At 62.2% G+C, this 19,548-nt stretch carries 14 protein-coding genes; 3 read left to right on the top strand and 11 right to left on the bottom strand.

What is annotated here, in order from left to right; translation table 11 throughout:
• Positions 1-104: 104 nt before the first annotated feature.
• From ABX74_RS28290 to ABX74_RS28315, 6 genes are all read right to left on the bottom strand, one after another.
• Positions 105-1,727 carry an MFS transporter gene (locus ABX74_RS28290; RefSeq protein WP_020971136.1) on the bottom strand — a complete coding sequence of 541 codons (1,623 nt, stop codon included), beginning with the start codon at positions 1,725-1,727 and terminating at the stop codon, positions 105-107.
• A gap of 92 nt (positions 1,728-1,819) precedes the next feature.
• Positions 1,820-2,983: a VWA domain-containing protein gene (locus ABX74_RS28295; RefSeq protein ID WP_046379481.1), complete on the bottom strand. Its 1,164-nt coding sequence runs from the start codon at positions 2,981-2,983 to the stop codon at positions 1,820-1,822.
• Complete coding sequence (locus tag ABX74_RS28300; protein ID WP_047890236.1) at positions 2,980-5,166, bottom strand: DUF5682 family protein; 2,187 nt, start codon at positions 5,164-5,166, stop codon at positions 2,980-2,982. Before ABX74_RS28300 ends, ABX74_RS28295 begins: the two co-directional genes overlap by 4 nt.
• Positions 5,163-6,278 (bottom strand): ATP-binding protein, encoded by a 1,116-nt coding sequence (locus ABX74_RS28305; protein WP_047890237.1) that lies wholly within the window; start codon positions 6,276-6,278, stop codon positions 5,163-5,165. Before ABX74_RS28305 ends, ABX74_RS28300 begins: the two co-directional genes overlap by 4 nt.
• On the bottom strand, positions 6,275-7,759 hold the full coding sequence (locus ABX74_RS28310; protein WP_047890238.1) for a DUF5691 domain-containing protein: 1,485 nt from the start codon (positions 7,757-7,759) through the stop codon (positions 6,275-6,277). The genes ABX74_RS28305 and ABX74_RS28310 overlap by 4 nt, the downstream gene beginning before the upstream one ends.
• The gene (locus tag ABX74_RS28315) at positions 7,756-9,054 is read right to left on the bottom strand and encodes an SWIM zinc finger domain-containing protein (protein WP_047890239.1); all 1,299 of its coding nucleotides are present in this window, start codon (positions 9,052-9,054) and stop codon (positions 7,756-7,758) included. The genes ABX74_RS28310 and ABX74_RS28315 overlap by 4 nt, the downstream gene beginning before the upstream one ends.
• 116 nt (positions 9,055-9,170) lie before the next feature.
• On the opposite strand from ABX74_RS28315, the gene ABX74_RS28320 reads away from it, so the two are divergent.
• Positions 9,171-10,478, top strand: coding sequence for an HNH endonuclease signature motif containing protein (locus ABX74_RS28320; RefSeq protein WP_047890240.1), 1,308 nt, complete (start codon positions 9,171-9,173; stop codon positions 10,476-10,478).
• Between the two features lie 91 nt (positions 10,479-10,569).
• On the opposite strand, the gene ABX74_RS28325 is transcribed toward ABX74_RS28320, so the two are convergent.
• The 5 genes from ABX74_RS28325 to ABX74_RS28345 form a co-directional block, all read right to left on the bottom strand.
• Positions 10,570-11,859 (bottom strand): PucR family transcriptional regulator, encoded by a 1,290-nt coding sequence (locus tag ABX74_RS28325; protein ID WP_047890241.1) that lies wholly within the window; start codon positions 11,857-11,859, stop codon positions 10,570-10,572.
• A 35-nt stretch (positions 11,860-11,894) separates the two neighbouring features.
• On the bottom strand, positions 11,895-13,328 hold the full coding sequence (locus ABX74_RS28330; protein ID WP_047890242.1) for a phytoene desaturase family protein: 1,434 nt from the start codon (positions 13,326-13,328) through the stop codon (positions 11,895-11,897).
• A complete protein-coding gene (locus ABX74_RS28335; RefSeq protein WP_047890243.1) occupies positions 13,325-15,172 on the bottom strand; it encodes a DUF3556 domain-containing protein in 1,848 nt (615 codons plus the stop codon). Before ABX74_RS28335 ends, ABX74_RS28330 begins: the two co-directional genes overlap by 4 nt.
• A gap of 85 nt (positions 15,173-15,257) precedes the next feature.
• Complete coding sequence (locus tag ABX74_RS28340) at positions 15,258-16,730, bottom strand: class I adenylate-forming enzyme family protein (protein ID WP_047890248.1); 1,473 nt, start codon at positions 16,728-16,730, stop codon at positions 15,258-15,260.
• A 132-nt stretch (positions 16,731-16,862) separates the two neighbouring features.
• A complete protein-coding gene (locus ABX74_RS28345) occupies positions 16,863-17,756 on the bottom strand; it encodes a LysR family transcriptional regulator ArgP (protein WP_020909504.1) in 894 nt (297 codons plus the stop codon).
• Positions 17,757-17,831: 75 nt separating this feature from the next.
• Between ABX74_RS28345 and ABX74_RS28350 the strand changes: the two genes are divergently transcribed.
• Both ABX74_RS28350 and ABX74_RS28355 read left to right on the top strand, forming a co-directional pair.
• A complete protein-coding gene (locus tag ABX74_RS28350) occupies positions 17,832-18,452 on the top strand; it encodes a LysE/ArgO family amino acid transporter (protein WP_047890244.1) in 621 nt (206 codons plus the stop codon).
• Between the two features lie 115 nt (positions 18,453-18,567).
• The coding region (locus ABX74_RS28355; protein ID WP_047890245.1) for a chloride channel protein at positions 18,568-19,548 on the top strand (981 nt) is incomplete at its 3' end.

Raw genomic sequence — 19,548 nt, forward strand, 5'->3', positions numbered from 1 at the left:
GTTTCCTTCACAACGGTAGCCATCTGACGAATCGATTGTGCGCAGATCACTATATCCAGAGGTCGTTCCGTCGATCGTCCAGGTCGATCCGCGATTGCTGATTCTTAGCTCGAACCACGTTTGTCGCCGACCGCGACGCGGGGGATTCGAGCGGTCGGGAACAACGCGGCGATTGCGAGCAGCGCTGCCACGGCAAAGGCGACACGCAACGCGTCCAGCCTGGCTTCTTCGTTCACGTCCACGATCGCATCCGCCGTGGACTCGGCGACGCCGGCGTCACTGAGAGCGGATCGGAGTTGCGTCGTCGACAGGAACGGCACGCCCGAGGCCATGTCGGTGCTCGCTTGCTGCTGCACCGATGTCGGAACCGCCGGATTGTCTTCGATTCCGGCGATCGCCGACGTCGTGAGTGTGGCAATGAGAACCGATCCGATCAGGGCAGTTCCCAAGGATGCGCCGAGGTTGGTGGCGGTGTTCTGCAACCCGCCGACCTCGGTACTGCGCTCGTCCGGGACCGAGGACACCGTGACGGCTCCGAGCTGCGAAGACAGGCACCCCAAGCCGAAACCCATGAACAGCATGGGAATCATCACGATCGCCGCATTGGCGCCGGGGTCCATGCCTGCCACGAGCATCAGAATGCCGACGACCATGACCAACAATCCGACTCGGACCACGCGTCGCGGGTTCGCGGTAGGCCGTAGCTTCGGAATACCGATCGCCGCCACGACGAGCGCCGCCGACAACGGCAGGATGCGAATTCCGGTCTCGAGAGCGCTGAGCTCCAGAACTACGGACAAGAACAAAGGAACCGCGAAGAACACGCCCGCCTGCACCAGAAACTGCGCGAAGAACATCGACAGCCCGCCACTGAGTTCGCGGTTTCGCAGCATCGCCGGATCGAGCAGAGGCTCCTTCCCCGCAGCGGCCAGGCGACCCTCCCATCGCAGGAATCCGTAAACGACAAGGAGCCCGACGATCAGCAGCCACACCACCGGAGACAACCCCACCAGTTGCGGCCCGCCAGGTTTGGCCTGTACCCAACCCCACTCGCTCGAACGCAGAACACCGAAGACGATCATTCCCAGTCCCACCACGGACAGGATCGAACCGAAGTAGTCGAGGCGGGACTTCGACGGTGGGACGTCGACCACCTTGCTGAGCACCAGCAAGATCAGGACAACGATCACGACTTCGCCGACGAACACGTAACGCCACGACGCAAATGTCGTCGCCGCGCCGCCGATCAGCGGCCCCACTGCCACGGCTATCGCGCCTGCTGCAGCGACGAGGCCGTAGGCCGCCGGACGCTTCTCCGCCGGGAAGTTGGTGGCGACGAGCGCAACGATCGCGGGCATGATGAGCGCCGCGCCGACGCCTTCGAGGAACGACCAACCGATCAACAGGACCACGAGATTCGGAGCGAGCGCAGTCGTCAGAGAACCAGCGCCGTAGATCACCAAGCCGAGTGCGAAGGCTCGGCGACGGCCCATCATCGAACCGACTTTGCTACCCGTGATCATCAGAGTCGCCATGACCAGGGTGTAGAGCGTGATCGCGGTTTGAATGCCGGTGATGCTCGTGCCGACGTCCTCGGCGACGGTCGCCATCGAAACATTCATGACCGAGCTGTCCAGGGTCATCAGGAACTGGCTGCTCGCCAACACCGTGAGAACCAGCCCCGAACCCGCCTGCGTAGTCGAACCAGCAACCTGTCCGTCACCCATCGTGCGGGTGTACCCGGTGCTCAGGTCTTCGAAGCAGACCGGTCAGTGCTGTTTGAGGCTGTTCGAGGCTGTTTGAGTCAGTGCCGTTCGAGTCAGCGCTGTTCGAGTGCAAGTTGATCGGCCCAGGCCGACACGTCGCCGCGTTCCAGAGCGACCGCGAGCAGTTCCGGAAACTTGTCCGGCGTGCACGCAAACGCCGGAATCCCGAGGGCACTCAGCGCCGCTGCATTGTCGTGATCGAACGATGGGGCGCCGTCGTCCGAGAGCGCCAGCAGAACCACAACCTGAACGCCGGCATTCTTCATGGCCGCCATGCGCCGCAGCATCTCGTTCCGAATACCGCCCTCGTAGAGGTCCGAGATCAGAACAAACATCGACTCGGCAGGACGCGAGATCAGCGACTGGCTGTACGCGATTGCGCGGTTGATGTCCGTGCCCCCACCAAGTTGGGTCCCGAAAAGAACGTCTACGGGGTCGGACAGTTTGTCCGTCAGATCGACGACGGCGGTGTCGAAAACCACGAGCGAAGTCTTCAGCGCTTGCATCGACGCCAACACCGCGCCGAACACGGACGCGTAGACGACGCTGGACGCCATCGAACCCGATTGGTCGATCGCCAGGACCACGTCGCGCTGCACAGATTTCGACTTGCGGCCGTATCCGACGAGCCGCTCGGGGACGACGGTTCGATACTCCGGCAGGTAGTGCGACAGATTTGCTCGGATGGTTCGGTCCCAGTCGATGTCACGCAACTTCGGATTCGACGTTCTGGCCGAACGATTGAGTGCCCCGGTCACCGCGGCCTTCGTTTTCTGCGCGATTCGCTCTTCGACTTCCCGAACCACCTTCCCGACGACCATTCGAGCAGTGGCCTTGCTGGCCTCCGGCATGACCTGGTTGAGGCTCAGCAGCGTCCCGACCAGATGTACATCGGGCTCGACGGCATCGAGCAGTTCCGGTTCGAGCAGCAACTGCGCCAAACCCAGTCGGTCGATTGCGTCCTTCTGCATCACCTGCACCACCGTGCTGGGAAAGTACGTCCGGATATCGCCGAGCCATCTGGCGACGGACGGCGCCGACGCCCCCAATCCGGCTGAGCGGCGGCGCCCCTTGGTCGGGCCGGACGAGTCGTAGAGCGCTGCGAGAGCTGCATCCATTCGACTGTCGCCCGGTTGGCCCAGCCCTCCCGTCGATTCTTCGGCGGATTCCCCGAGCATCAATCTCCAGCGCCGAAGGCGCTGATCGTCGTCGCTCATACGCGCGCTCCCAGTATCTCGGCAACGACCGCCATTGCCGCTCGGCCGCGTCGAGTATCGGTCTCCACTGTCGTCTCGACGCGTCGTCCACCTCTGACCGCCTGACCGATCGCTCGACGCTCCCCTGCCTCGAAGGCTCCGAACGTGCGTCGAAGCAACGGAAGCGTGTCGATGAAGTCCTGCTCACGAAGTTGGCGGACCCACGTGTCGATCAGCGTGAGCAACGCTCGATCGTGAACGAGCACAAGCCCTCCACCGCCGAGAAACCCGTCGACCCACCCGGCTTTGGCGGTCGGCGCGCTGCCCACGGACAGGGCCCGAGACAAGCGCTGGGCTGCAGCGGTTTCCGTGATCGAACCGCTGTCGCGCAGTAGCCGCACCATCCGTCCGACGAGTAAACCGTTGACGTCGTCACGGTCGATCACGCCGGCCATCGCCTGCAGCCACCGTGCGCTCGCATCGCGATCGTCACGGACCATGACTGCCGAGTGAACCTTGTCGAGGTGATCGCGAAACTCCTCGGCGCTGGGATCGTCCAGTCCGGTGACGGCGACTGCGAGGCCGGTGCAGATCCGGATCAACAAGCTGTCGGCGACGTCGATCAACGCCGTCACATCGGTTCCGCGCACATCGCCGTATCGCAGCGTTCGGGTCAGCGTCGGTAGCGCCGCCATCAGATGTGACACGTCATGGTCTAGTGCCGCAACTGTTTTCACACTCTCCAAAACCGCAGACAAAGCTGCCGGGAGGTTTGCGAGCAGTGAGTTCTCCAGTAGTCCGATCAGTGACGCGAGAGTGATGTCCGGCTCGTTGATCTTCGAGACGACACGTGATGCCGCCGCTGCGGCCACCGTCGTACCCCACAGCGACGCCTCGATCACCGAGACCGAGAATTCGGGCTTCCATTGCAGCGCCCAAGTCTCTCGGAAAGTTCCGGTGGAACGGACCTCACTGTCGGCCGGGGTTCCCCAATCGATCTCGAGGATCCCCAGTCGGTGTAGGAACTGGGAACGCTCGACGTCGATATCGCGTCGCAGGTCCAGATCGAGATTCTTGGCTCCCGCTTGTTGTTTGAGCCGCAAAGTCTTCGAACGTGCTCGCAGGTCTGCTTCGAGCGGAACCGTCGGAGTTTCTTCGGGCACCGCGCCCAGGGCTTCGCCCACAACGAGTCTTCGTGTGATCAGATCCAGAAGAACGTCGTTTCCGTCGCACATTACCGACCTCGTAGCCTCGGTAACTTCCGACAATCCGGCCAGCGGGCGAGAACGCAGTGCAGCCAACGTATCTGCCAATCGGACAGCTTCGATGACGTGAGCACTCGAGATCGGAAGGTCCTCGTCCCTGAGCACCCTCGCAACTTTGGTGAGCCACCGCGTGATCGTCTTGTCGTTCGCGGTGAACAGATGGTGATACCAGCCCGGCGAGGTAATTCCGGCTCCGTAACCCGATGCCGACGCCAGGCGTGAATGTGTCCAGGGAACCCAGGTCAGCGAGGTCTTGACCTTGGACATCCCCTTGAGAATGCGGGCGTCGGGTGCCGCAGGCCCCAGGGCTCCGACCAACGCCGGCGCGTGCCAGGCACCGCAGACGACCGCTACCCGCTCGGCGCCATCCTTCAACGTCTTTCGCAGCACCTGCCGCATATACGCTTCGCGATGCGCTGTCTCCTCGTCGATCGGCACCGTCTCACGCAGCGCCTCCATCGCCTCGGTGATCGCATCGAAAGAATCTGCGCTCGAACTTGATTCGATCACCGAATCCCACCAGCGTTCGGTGTCGTCGAAACCCGCGGCCGCGGCCAGTTCAGACAGAGGATCGCCCTCGCGGACAGTACGAATCCCCTGATCCGCCAACACGTTGAACGCAGGCAGATCGCAGAACCTTGCCTGCACACCGTTCTTCGCAGCCCACTGCAGCGCTTGCCATTCAGGTGAGAACACCGCAAACGGCCAGAAGGCCGCCTTCGACGGTTCGCCAGTGGCGTACGCGAGCAACGCAATCGGCGGTTCCATCGACTCCGACGCCGCCAGCATCACCAACGGGTCTGCATCCGAAGGACCTTCGATCAGGACCACGTCGGGGGAAAACTCTTCCAGGCCCTGCCGAACCGAACGAGCAGATCCCGGGCCGTGGTGACGGATACCGAAGACCCGGACACGCAGGTCCGGAATCACGATGGTCACCCGGTGACCTCGCGGCACGCCCGGTAGAAGTCGGACCACTCGCCGCGTTCACGCACTACTGCCTCGAGGTACTCGTTCCACACAACCTTGTCTGCGACCGGATCCTTGATCACCGAACCCAGGATTCCGGCAGCGACGTCGGATGCCCGCAGTACGCCGTCCCCGAAATGCGCAGACAACGCCAAACCGTTGGTGACCACCGAGATCGCCTCCGCCGTCGACAGAGTTCCGGACGGGGACTTCAACTTGGTGCGGCCATCGGTGGTCGTGCCTGATCGCAGTTCCCGGAACACGGTGACGACCCGGCGAATTTCCTCGGCTGCTGCGGGGGTTGTCGGCAATTCCAGTGCTGCGCCCAACTGTTCGACTCGGCGTGCCACGATAGCCACCTCGTCCTCCTCGCTGGCCGGCAACGGGAGAACAACTGTGTTGAACCGCCGACGCAGTGCGGACGACAGATCGTTGACACCGCGATCGCGATCGTTGGCGGTAGCGATCAGATTGAAGCCCTTGGCTGCCTGCACCTCGATGCCCAGTTCCGGCACCGGCAACGTCTTCTCGGAGAGAATGGTGATGAGGGCGTCCTGCACGTCGGCCGGAATACGCGTCAACTCTTCGACGCGGGCGATCTTCCCGGTTTCCATCGCGGTCATCACAGGTGACGGCACCAGCGCACCGGCGGTCGGCCCCTCCGAGAGAAGGCGTGCGTAGTTCCAGCCGTAGCGGATAGCTTCCTCGGGTGTACCCGACGTGCCTTGAACCAGGAGCGTCGACGCACCCGAGATTGCAGCCGAAAGGTGTTCGGAGACCCAGGTCTTGGCTGTACCCGGCACGCCCAACAGCAGTAGTGCCCGGTCGGTGGCAAGAGTTGCGACGGCCACTTCCATCAACCGCCGTGGACCGACGTACTTCGGTGAAATGGCTGTTCCGTCGTCGAGAGTGCCACCCAACAGATACGTCACCACGGACCAGGGCGACAAGTTCCACGACGGTGGACGCGGGCGGGTGTCCTGCGCGGCCAGTGCTTCGAGTTCGAGTGCGTACTCCTGCTCTGCGTGGGGCCGCATCAGCTTTGCCGGTTCTGTGGTGGGCACGGTTGCGCTGTCAGTCATGTGAGCTCCTCGAGCAGGGTCTTGCGGTGGGTGATGGCGCTGGCAGTTCTGGCGAAGGTCTGCCGCCAGTCCGGGTCACGTGCACGCTCCGCAGCCCGATCGAGCAAAGTTACTGCGCTGTAGGGAAATCGACTCTCGGCTAGGCGTAGCGATGCGCTGTATTTGTAGCGCGAGAATTCGCCGGCCTTGGCGCCCCCATCGGCACGTCTGGCCGCAACTCGTTCCCACTGGGCCACGACTGCCCGGGTGATGTCATCTGGCCATGGACCTCGCAGAGCGTCGTAGATCGCTGCCCGGCCCGGGTGCAGAACGTTGGCGTCGCCGTTTCCAGACCTCAACAGGTCAGCCAGAGCCTTGGCCGACACCAACGGGAGTAGGCGTCGATCGGTGGCCGTGCCGCGCGTGCGAAAGAGTTCCAGCGCCCATTCCGCATTGTTCTGCGCGACTGCAGCGGTGGACCAAGCGTCGTGAAGGATCGGCTCCCAGCCTTCGTCAACGCTCATCCCCATGACCTTGCCGGGTTCACCGATCATGTTGTTCCACAAAGACAACGGTGCAGAACTGATCGCCTGACGCACGTACTCGGCACGATAGTCGGTGTGTGGATTCGGCCGATCTTCGATGCCGTCTCGCCTCGACGCCGCATCGACTTCCTCAGGCGGCAGAATGACCAACGTGGATCGAAGCAGTTTCCGCTCCACCCGCGCCCATTTCTGAACCCGCGCAGCCATTCGCTCCCCGAACTCCGATTCGGGAATACGTCCGAGCACCTCCGCTGCTGCGCGTCGCACGTCCTTGCGACGGTCGTCGAGGGCTTCCTCCAACAATGGTTGATCGTCGGTGCTCGATCCGATTGCCAGAGTCGAGACAAATGCAGCCTTCTGTTCGCCCCGCTCGGTGCCCCAGGATTTTCTGAGTTCGGCCAGTGCCAGCGCGGGATCTGTTCGGCGAGTGTCTATCAGCCACTGCGTGCGCTGGGACGAACTTCCGTGACGCCAGACATCCGGATTTGCATCCCTGGTTCGGACGAGCTTGCTCCACTCGGGGTTTTGCGCGGCTAGCCATCGGCCACGCTCGCCGACGATCTGCAGGATGCTCTCCCGGTGAGCTTCGCTCGCACGTGCAAAGGAAAGCAACTCGGCGACCAGATGATCAGGCGCACGGTAGTTGCGCTCCAACGCGACTGCGAACCACTCGTCGAGCAAGGTCGCTTTGGCCGCAAGCATCGACAGCAGGTGCGCCGATGAGGATTCCGGCAGCGTGAATCGCACATCGTCTGGAGCAGGTGTCGGCGCGGCCGCCGTGGTGGAGCCCGCACCGCCACGGCGGTACGCCCTCTCCAACGCTGCTGCTGCGAGAAGCATCTCGGCAGGATCGCCGTCGAGTTCGCGGGCGTGGCCCCGCACTTCGGCCGGCAGCTCCTCGAATGTTGTTGAGGTTCTGGCAGTCCCGAGAAGAGCAGCCGAGATCAAAGTGCTCACAGCACGATCACCTGCCCTCCCGTGAAAACCGAGATCGGAGCAAGAGCCAGCGCATTCCACGTTCCGCAGACCGTGACCGGGTAACCGCCGGAAATACCGAGCAACTTCCACAGAAGATCCGAATCACCTTCTGCCCGAAGCGCTGTGCCCGATTCGTCGACGAGAAACCAGGAACCGTCGACGAACGACGGGACCACCGAACTGATCACTGCCGGCCACGAGCGCAACCAGGGATCTGCGGCGAGGGCATCGGTAAACTGCTGCAACGCAGCGTCGATGCTTCCGAACGGCATGGTTGTGAAGGGCTCCGGTTCACCGTGCGTTGCCCCCATCCGCGCCCGCAATGCCGCGGCACCGGGATAGAAATGAACATCGGCATTGAGCAGAAACCCGACTGGCGGCGTTTCGGTGGCAAAGTTGGGTGACCCGTGGGAGAAGTCGAGCAGGATGGCCCACCGTTTCGAATTCCTGCCGAGCATCCACACGGTTCGGGTGAACAGTCGCTTCTCCTCGGTGATCCCGGAACCGAGAATCATCCAGTTCTCTTTCACCGGAATCGATTCCATCACACTCTCGGTTGAGACGGGATAGCCGACGTGCGCTTTCACCGAATAGGCAAGATCTTCCGGCAACTCGGACAGCTTCTGATGCGCAGCGACCAGCAGGTGCAACCGAGCCAACTCGTCGAGGACCTTCTCGGGCCAGTTCTCCGTAGACGCAACGATTCCCGCCAATGCTCGAAGCGTGCCTGCAATACCGGGCGCCTGAGCATCCACCATTCGAGCGGCTACCGCGTCGAAGCCCGCCCAGGATGTGTCCATCGCTGCCAGACCACTGCGGATCTGATCGGTGATCCACAGGTCCAATTCGACGAGCCCGCTCGCAACGCGGTCGGCGCGCTTCTGCGCTGTCGCCGGGTCGGGAGACTTCTTGGGCGCCTCGTCGCCGCTTTCGCCGGTGTTCTCGGTCTTCTCCTCGCGGCGCGACAACCACTCTGCCGCGAAGTCGGCCGGCTCGTCCGCCGTCGGCACACGCCCTTCCGACCATTCCACCAGCAGCCCCAGAGCATGTTTGCACGGAAACTTTCGACTGGGGCACGAGCACTTGTATGCAGGGCCCCGCAGGTCAACCACTGCTTGATACGGCTTCGAGCCGCTGCCCTGACACAGCCCCCAGAGCGCGAGACCGCTACTGCCGGCATGGCTCCACGAACCAGCCAACTTGCGCGCAGCCGCCAGCGATGCGGCGTCGGGAGCTACCGACGCCACCTGCCCAGCTGTCCACGGCGAAGTCACTCGACCACAGTATGACAACCCGCTGACATCGCAGAGTCAGGCCGATTCTTTAGTGAATTAGCTCTTGACTCGAACACATATTCGAATACGATTTGAGGTGGGGATCGGGGGATTCAATGAGTATCAACACATCATCTGACGTCGTTTGTGGTTCTGCGGTGGGGTTGCGCGGACGCCTGTGGCAGCTGTCTGCTTCTGAGTTGCGTGCTGCCGCTATCGAGGCGAGTGCGGAGATTCTTCGTCTCGAGGCTGTTCGTGTGGCGGTGGTGGACGAGTTGTCGTTGCGCCCGGATGATCAGGTGATTGCCAGCCGCGGTGTCGGTTGCTGGTTGGCGGCCAACACGATGCTGCAGGTTCGGGACGGGAAGAAGATCGCCGCCCTCGGTGCCGCGCTACGGCCGTTTCCGGCGGTGGCTGCCCGGTTCGATGGCGGGGACTGCTCCTTCGATCATGCCGTGTTGATCGTGGCGTTCTGCGAATCACCACCGAAGGGGATGCCGGACGCCGCGTTGCCTCGCTGTATCGATTTGTTGTTGGCTGCTGCTTCCGGAGTGGAGGCCACGACCACGAAGGTACGGAACGTGATCGCGACCTTGGAGCGAGTGTTCGAATCGGATGAGATTCCACCCGCCGAGGATGTGGATCGGAACGAGCTCCGGATCGCGTCGACGTTGAATGGTCGGGTGGTGGTGCGCGGGGATTTCGACGCTCTCACCGGCGAAATGTTGTTGTCGGCGTTGTCGAATCTGACGATGCCCACCCCGGCACCGGATGGAACCCCCGACGCCCGGTCGGCAGCGAAACGCACGGCGGACGGGTTCACCGAACTGATCCGCCGCTACCTCGACTGCGCCAAAACCGGCACCGACGGCGGCCAACGCCCGCACGTGAACGTGCACATCAACGCCCGCGATCTCGCCGAGCATCGGGACTGCGCCGCCGCACCCTCGCCCGATGGTGGTGGAGTGGTTGTGTCGGATCTCGATGTCGGGCACATGCCGTGGCTCGGGCCACTGTCCGTGTCGCAGACCAGACTCCTCGGCTGCGACTGCTTCCTGTCCACCGTACTGCTCGACGACCACGGCGCTCCGCTCGATGCGAAACCCGGGAAACGGTTGGTCACCGCGGAGCAGCGAGTGGCGTTGATCGCCCGAGACAAAGGCTGCGCGTTCCCCGGCTGCACATGCGTGCCCGCCTGGACGGATGCGCACCATATCCGGCACTGGGCCAACGGTGGCCCGACGGTGATGAACAACCTTGTCCTGCTGTGCCGTTCGCATCATCGATTGATGCACCGAAAAACCGGATTCGTCGGGAAATGGGAAATCCGAATAGGCACCGACAACAAACCGTGGTTCATCCCACCACCCTCGATCGACCCCGGCCAGCACCCACGGCCCGCGAACACCACCTTCAAAACCTGAGAAGAACCTCAGGCACAACAGAACACGGCCAGGCTCCGCATCGGTCATCAAACCCCGATACGGAGCCCACAGGCCGTGTCGCGTCCACAACTCACGACGTTTTGGCGGGGCGCAAGACCGATCTACCCAACAACTCACAAACCTGCAGGGCCAGAGCGAGATCCAACTTGTCTCGGCCGGCAGCGACTGGATCCCCGAGCGCCTTGTTGATGCGATACTTCACGGTATTCCGGTGCAGATTCATGTGATTGGCAGTGTGCAGATGGCTTTCTCCGTGGGCGAAGTACACACTCAACGTCGTCCGCAAGGATGCAGCAGAAGGCGTATCGTCCGCCAACGGGCCTAGCACCTCCCAGACCCATGACTTCGTAGAATCGATGTTCTCGGACAGAAGTGAAACCACAGCGACGCCGCGGTCCCCGAAGCTCACCACCGGCCGTTGCGGCGTATCCGGCACGGCAGCAACCGAATAGGCGGCGATTGCCTGTTCGTGAGATCGCTTGAAACCTTCGACCCCGGCCCCTGGCAGTCCGATTGCCACCCGCGCCCCGCCGTCCAACGGCACTGCCGCCGCGAGAACCTCCGGATCCGGCGCGGGCACCCGGCGACCGAACGGCAGCCACGCCCACACCGTGCGTCGATCGATGGCGGTGATGATCGGCGGCTTGTCCGCTCCCGCCGCTGCGCCGAGATCACGTACTAGTCGATCGAGCGTGTTGATGCCCATGACGTCCGCATCCCACGTCGACCAGACCACCAGGGCGACGTGGTTCTGACCGAGGCGGTATCCGGTCTCAGCTTCGAATGCAGCGGTATCTGCGTTGGTGCCGGACAGGAGGGCGTGGATCGCGGCCGAATGGAGGTTTCCCTGCGCTGCCATCCATCGACTGCGTTCCCGCTCGTACGCGTCGAAGACGTAGAGCGTGATCCAGTCGATGTAGCTGTAGACCACATCCGAAGTGTGTTTCAGGACAGCCAAAGTGAGTCGCGCCGGAATATCCAGTGTGCTGATTTCGTCGTGACAGATCCGCATCAGATCGCCTTGGCCCATGTGGTAGGCCCGAACGAGAGAGTTGGACGGAACGTCCCGCTGTGCCAAACGCAGAGCGTATTCCACTGCGGCAGTGGTCGGTTGGAGATGATCGATCGGAATGTCGTTGGCCAGTACGTGGATGATCGTGGTGATGTTTCCCTGCACGCTGGCCTCGAGCATTTCGAGCAATTTGGCGTCTGCATCCAATTGGTCGATTTCGTGAGCCATCATGAAGGCCATCTCACGCGCGATGTCGGCACTGCGCTCGTCGAGTCGTCGGGCCAACTCGGCAACCACCGCAAGCACTTCCGGCTCCGCGGCTGCAGGCACTCGGGCGAGGCGCCGCATCGCGCCGGCGCCTCGCTCCTTGTGCGATGGACTACTCACAGAACTTCCGCACCCTTTCGTCGCAGGTACTTCAGAGCCGATTCGGCCGCGTTGTACCCGCACATTCCATGTGCTCCGGCACCCGGCGGGGTCGAGGCCGAGCACAGGTAAGTGCCCGCGATCCCCGTGCTGTACGGATCGACTGCGACGCGCGGACGCAAGACAACCTGCAGTTCGGTGTTGGCACCTCCGATGATGTCGCCGCCTACCTGATTCGGATTGTCTTGTGCCAGGTCAGCTGTACCACTGCTCGATGTCGCGACGATCTGATCCCGGAATCCTGGCGCAAACCTCTCGATCTGACGAATGATCGCCTCCGTAGCGTCGCCGGCATATCCGTGTGGCACGTGCGCATAGGCGTACAGCGGATGAACGTTCCCGGCAGATCGGGTGGGATCAGCCAGGTATTGCTGACCGAGGAGCACGAACGGCCGGTCCGGCATGCGGCCTGAATTCGTCTCACGCTCAGCGGCCACGATTTCGTCGAAACTACCTGCCAGATGGACAGTTCCGGCTCGAGCGCAATCCGGATTGGTCCACGGCACATGACCTTCGATCGCAAAATCGACCTTGAACGCTCCGGGAGCCTGCTTGAACTTTCGATAGGCCCTCGCCACTCGGCCCGGGAGTCGATCTCCCAGGATTTCGAGCGCACCCCCCGGATTGACATCCAGCAGAACAACATCGGCGTCCGGAATCTCGGAGGCCGTGCGAACCCGAATGCCGGTGTCGATCTTGCCGCCGTGATCGAGGAGCATCGCGGCCATGGCGTCGGTGATCGAACGCGAACCTCCCTCGGCAACCGGCCAACCGTAGCGGTGACCAGCAGCAGTGATCATCAATCCCACCGCCGAGGTGGCCGGACGGTTGAGTGGATAGAAGGCGTGCGCGGCAACCCCGCCGAACAGCGCCTTCCCTTTGTCGGTCTTCCACAACTTCGCGGTCACGGTTGCCGGAAGCAGCGCTCGCGGACCGAAAGCTGCGAGCCGCAGCGGATGCCGCGGGACATTGACGATCGGGCGCATCAGGTCGGACGCCAATGCATCGAATCCCGTCGACAAGTCACCGAACATGCGTTGCCATCGAGGTCCGTCCGCGCCGAGTCCCGCCGCCGTCTGCTCCAGCGAGCGGTACAGAACACCGGCGTCCCCGTTGTCGAGCGGATGCGCGCAGTCCACCTCTGCCCATCTCCAGATCAGCCCGTATCGCTCGAGGTCCAGCTTGGACAGGTACGGCGAGCCGATACCCATCGGGTGAAACGCCGAGCAGTGATCGTGAATCAACCCCGGCACGTCGATCGGACCGGAGCGGGTGCCTCCGCCGATCTGGTCGGCAGCCTCGAGCACCTGCACGTCCACACCGCTACGTGCGAGGTGTACCGCGGCAGCGAGCCCATTGGGCCCGCTGCCGACGACTACGGCCTTTGTCACTTACTCACCTCTTGCTCGCTACCGCTGGCCCTCGTACGCATCTTCGGCTCGGAGACAACCTGCGGATCTGTTGCCGCGCGGTCGGCCCGTACGTCCAGTGTCCACTGAACGTCGAACGGAATGGGCCCGTTCGGCAACCACGGTTGTTCGGCAACTGCGTCGGCGACCTTGAAAGTACCTCGTTCGATGACGCCGAGAGCTGCGTCGATCACCTGGTACTCCTGCGTTCCCTTGTGGATGGGCTGCGATTCGATCCAGGTCACCAGGAACTCGCCGGGCGCGAAATTGCAGCGACGCTGAATGGCGGCAATCAACTTCGCGTCGTGCAGGTGCCCGTCACCGAAGTTGAAGGCGACGATGGAGTTGCACATGAACTCGGCTTCCCGCAGCGAGTACGTGTTGATGTCGTCGCCGAGGTGCCTGATCATCAGTGAGAACAGTGCACGCCCCTGGCTGTGCATGGAACGCCAACCCAACAGCTGATGCAGAACTACATCGGACACATCTTCGGGGTACATCGTCATCAACTGATTACGCGTATCCGGCGACGGACGCTTGATGTACTGGTCGATCTTTGCTTCGGCGCCTGGCGCGAATGCCCACGTCGCGGATGCCCAGTTGCCGGCGTACTGACGCATCGACGGCAGGAACGACACCAGATCGGGTCGAAGGTTTCCGAGAATGGGGAAGAAGGCAAGGGCTGCAATAATTCCCGCTGTGATCCAGGGTGAAGACATGGCGCCGAGGCCGTAGCCGTCCCACGCCGGGAAGCCCAGGAACAGGAAGACCGAGGCGTAAGCGAACAGAAGATTCCATTCCAGCGGAACGGCCAGCGGGAAGGTCGACGCGATGAAGAGATGGAATCCGACCATGAGGATCACGGCGAGGATGGTGAGTGTCTTGTTCGTCGAGAACAGCAGTATCAACGGAGTGACGATTTCGACCATCGTTCCGGCCACGTGTGCGACCCCGCCGCCGAGGTGCGAGGGCCGCAGATCCTCCGGGAAATTCCGGTAGTGCGCACGCTTGATCTTCTTCGACGGGATCCACGGCGTATTGCTGAGCATCGGGGGGACCACCAGCGAGAAGTGACGGCCGAACTTCGAGACACCGGCACCGATCCACACCATGACGATCAGCAGTTTGAGCGCCAGAATCATGTCGACGAAGGGCAGGAACGTGAAGAAGAAGATCGCCGGCAGGTACTGCTCACTACGGGCAGCGATGAAGGGCACCTTGTCCCGCAACCCGAGAATCACCATGAGCACGAGGAAGGAGTACAAGACCGTCGGGCGTACCAGTCCGGCATTGTCGGCGATTGCCGAATCGATTCCTGCGGTGTGAACGCCGGGAAGAACCGCGGCAACAAGAAGATTGGCGACTACGGCGACGTAGATGAAGACGTCGAACACCGTGCGGGTGTCACCCGAGGTGAGCGGCACCTTGCCCGGCCACGGTGGAAGGCGAATCGTGCCGGGGCGGATCCAGTAAAGAACTCCACCGGTCATCGGTTTGAAGTGGCCGGCCAATGGACCCCAAGACCCTGCCAGGCCCAGGATTTCGAGCATCATCGTCCAGATGATGAGTTTCTGGTAGACGATCGGCTGGTTCCACCATGATCCGATGTCGAACCACGAGAGGCCGGAAGTCAAAGTGGCAAAGGCTGTTCCAGCTGCCAGGTAGAGGAACAACAGTTTCATGATGTAGACGGTGTGGACCATCTTCGGTGTACCGAAGCCGTAATCCACCCAGTGCGTGGACATGTCACGCAGACGCTCGAGAAACGGCTTGTCCATGAAGGTTGCCGGATCGACGGGAGGGAAGTTTCCTTCTTTGAATCCCATGATGTGCTCCTGAAATACGGAATGTGGGCATGACGGATCGACTCGACGCACGTCGTCGAGTTGTGCTGGTATTACGGGGAAGGGACTAGTGAGTGGGAGTTGCGCTCAGAGCTCGTCTCATTCCGGGTTTGTCGATCTTGCCCACCGGGTTTCGGGGAAGCGTATCGACGACGTAGATCGCCACTGGCACCTTTACTCGGGTGAGCAAGGCCGTGACATGTTCGAGCAGTTCGCCTTCGGTGACGGGCGCGTCGGGGTAGGCAACGACATAGGCAACTGGCACCTCTCCGTAGACCTGGTGCGGAGCGCCGATGACGGCGGCCTCGAGCACGGAAGGATGTGTGGCGAGCGAATTTTCGATCTCCTTGGGGTAGATGTTCTCGCCCCCACGGATGATCATGTCCTTGATGCGATCGACCAGGGTCAGGTAGCCGTCTTCGTCGAGGACCCCGACGTCGCCGGTATGCAACCAACCATCCTTGACGGTCTTCGCGGTCTCCTCCGGCTTGCCCAGATAGCCACGCATCACGTTGCCGCCCTTGACGACCACCTCTCCGGCAGTTCCGACGGGAGCAAAGGTTCCGTCCTCGGCAAGAATGGCAATCTGCTGGCCGGGCAACGCCGGGCCGACCGTACCGAGTTTGCGCAGGCCCTCCACAGGATTACAGGCCGACGCACAGGTCCCCTCGGTGAGTCCGTAACCCTCCACGATCACGAAACCGAAACGCTGCTCTGCGCGTTCGAGGAGTTCCTTGCTGATCGGCGCCGCACCGCACACGGCAAACCTCAAGGACGACGTGTTGATCGAGGCGTCTTCCGGCTGCGAGGTCAGCATCGCGTAGATTGCCGGCACCGCCGAGAAATACGTGGGGCGAAGCCGCGCAACGTCGTCGAAGAATCTCGAAACCGAGAACTTCCCGGTGACACTCACCTGTCCGCCGACAAGCAAGGGCGTCAGGACGCTGACGCAGATCGCGTTGACATGGAACAACGGCAGAATCAGCAGGCAGTGATCCGCGCCGGTAACACCGATGTTCTTGCCCATCGACGAAGCCATGAACTGCAGGTTGGAATGCGTGAGCATCACTCCCTTGGGCCGTCCAGTGGAGCCGCTGGTGTAGATGAGCAACGCCAGATCGTCTGCTGCAACATCGATTCCGGGTCGGGGATCGGTGGGCGGCACTGTCGCCAGATCGTCGACGACCAACACCGCACGGCCACCCGAGGGCGCATCGGCAGTAGCGGTGATGACCAACTCGGCCCCGGAGTCCGCGATCTGGTAATCCGCTTCGTTCGCGGTGAACATCGGATTGATGGGCGTAGCTGCAGCACCGATGCGCCAGGCAGCCATGATCGCGATCAGCAACTCGGCGCGATTGGGCAGCATGATCGCCACAACGTCACCGAGTCCGATTCCGAGTCCGGCCAATTGCGCGGCAACAGCTTCCGTACGCTCTGCGAACTCTTCATACGTGAGTTCGACGTGGTCGTCCCGCAGGCACGGCTTCTTCCCGTACTTCTCCGCAAGATCCCAAGCCAGATATCCGATGTCCGCCACGAGAGTCAGCACCTTTCATTCGTGTGTGACTCAAAACACTATCGGCGTCCTGCGGCCGAAGAAACGGTCTCAGGGGATCAACTTATCCAGGTTCTTTGTTCCCCGAGCACAACGCCGCAAGGGCGGCGAACATCAGATCGAGGGCTGATGCAACACCTCGTGAGCGCGTCGGGTCACCACTTCGGAGATCCGGCGCAAGACGGGTGACGACAGTTTCCACTGCTGCCAGTACAGCGGAACGTCATCCACGAAGTCCGGATCGAATCCGATCAGCACTCCGCCGCGATCGTCTTCGCCGCACTGCAGGTCCGGTATCAACCCCCACCCGTATCCCCGTCTGACGGCGTCCGCGAAGTCTGCCGATGACGGAACAAGATGGCGAGGCGGGTCTGCCGGGTGGCCGACCTTTTGATCGAGGTACCGATCCTGCAGCAGATCCTTGCGATTGAACACCACCAGCGGTGCCTCCGAAAGGGATTCGGCCGTGACACCATCTGCGAACCAGCGACGGCAGAACTCTGCGCTCGCCATCGGCCGATACCGCATGATGCCCAACCGACTGGAGGTACACCCTTGAATCGGTGACGCAACCGACGTGACGGCAGCCATGACCGAACCGTCGCGCAGCAGTTCGGTGGTGTGGTCTTGATCGTCGAGATGAAAATCGAAACTGACTTCCTGCGTGAACTCCGCGAGGGCCCCGAGAACCCAAGTGGACAGCGAATCGGCATTGACCGCGATCGAGACGCGGGCGAAGGTGTTCGAACCGTTTTCCAAACCGAGTTCTCGCACGGTGTCACGCGACAGTGCGTCTATCTGACGGGCAAGACGCAGGACTTCTCTCCCGGAATCGGTGACCTGGATGGGTTTGGTGCGCTGCACCAGGATCCGGCCAACCGAGGTCTCGAGAGCTTTGATTCGTTGGCTGACCGCCGAAGGCGTGATGTGTAACTTCCGCGCCGCCGCCTCGAAGGTTCCCTCGTCGACCGCAGCGTGCAATGCCCTCAGTTGCTCGAAATCCAACATAATCTGAAGCTACTCTGATGCATCCTAAGAATCATTAGCTGGACTGAATGAAATCTGAGCGGCAGGCTCGACAACATGCTCAGCACCAACGACCCTGCGTCGGCCCTCGTCGGTTTCGGAGTCGGACTGTCATTGATCGTCGCAATCGGCGCCCAGAATGCGTTTGTTCTTCGCCAAGGTCTGACGCGATCGCACGTACTCCCGATCGTCGCAGTGTGCGCGTTGTCAGACGCAATTCTGATCCTTGCAGGCATCAGCGGAATCGGGACCCTCCTCGAACACGCACCGTCGCTGATCACGTTCGTTCGTATCGCCGGTGCGGTCTTCCTCCTCAGCTATGCAATCTTCGCCGCCAAGCGGGCGCTTCGACCCCAGACGCTGGCACCGGATCAGCACGGCAACGGTTCGAGGCTGACCGCCGTCACGATGGCATTGGCCCTCACCTGGCTCAATCCACACGTTTACCTCGACACCGTGGTGCTCATGGGTTCAATTGCCAACGGTCGCGGCGAAATCGGACGTTGGTGGTTTGCGGCCGGTGCCATCACCGCGAGTGTGGTCTGGTTCAGCGCCCTCGGTTACGGCGCACGTCTGCTGACGCCGCTTTTTGCGAAACCCAACGCCTGGCGGATTCTCGACGCTCTGATCGCCGTGATGATGGCGGTTCTCGGAATCAGCCTGCTTGTCGAATTGTGACTCGGCTGCACAACCTCGATCCGACACTGCGGGTATCGGAATGGGTTACCGTCCAAGGTGAGGAAGCTCAATTCACCTGTCGCGAGTTGTGACCATCAGGTAGGGCTGATCACGAATGACCGAGGACGACGGCGGCACCGAACCGCGTGACTCCAACCGCGGACTGAGTTTGCTGTGTCTACTCGCTGCGGTCGCGGGCGTCGGAGTCGGATTTGTCGGCGGCGCATTCCGCTGGTGTCTGATCAGGGCCGACGAACTCCGTCGGACGATCGTGAACTGGGCGCATCACGTTCCGTACGTCGGGTGGCTCGTGCCGGTCGTCCTGGTGGCCTTGTGCACCGTACTGGCCGTACTGATCGTCAGACGAGTACCCCTCGCAAAGGGAAGCGGCATCCAGCACGTCGAGGCGGTGTCCCGCGGCGAAGCGAAGCCGCCGGGAATCAATCTCGTGCCTGCCAGATTCATCGGCGGCCTCTTGGCGATCGGCTCCGGTCTGGTTCTCGGCCGCGAGGGCCCCACCGTACACATGGGTGCGGCGATCGGGGCAGAAGCGGGACGGCGGGCCCGCCTTGCCGAACCGGACGTCGCCATGCTGCAAACATCCACGGCCGGAGCAGGACTCGCCGTCGCGTTCAACGCGCCGATCGCCGGGGCACTGTTCGTCTGCGAGGAGGTGACGCACTCATTTCGGCTGCGCACCGTGCTGCCAACACTTTTCGGCGTTTCGGTCGCGGTGGGCTGTGCACGACTTGTCATCGGTGACCAACCCGATTTCGAGGTCGGCACCGTCCCGACGCCTCAACTCGCACTCTTGCCACTGTTTGTCGTCTTCGGAATCCTCACGGGGCTACTCGGTATCGCCTACAACCGCTTGATTCTGGGTCTACTCGACGCCGTTGCACGACTCGACAGGATCCCGCCGACTGTCATCGGCGCAACGATCGGCGCCACCATCGGCCTGACGCTGTTCCTCGACCCGCTGGCCAGTGGGGGCGGCGACGTTCTTGCACAGATGATCGTCGGCGGAAGGACCTTCGTACTGCCGATCCTGCTGCTGTACTTGGCGGTTCGGTTCTTCACTGGCCCGATCTCGTAT

Source organism: Rhodococcus sp. ARP2, from assembly GCF_001029585.1.
Classification (GTDB): domain Bacteria; phylum Actinomycetota; class Actinomycetes; order Mycobacteriales; family Mycobacteriaceae; genus Rhodococcus_F; species Rhodococcus_F erythropolis.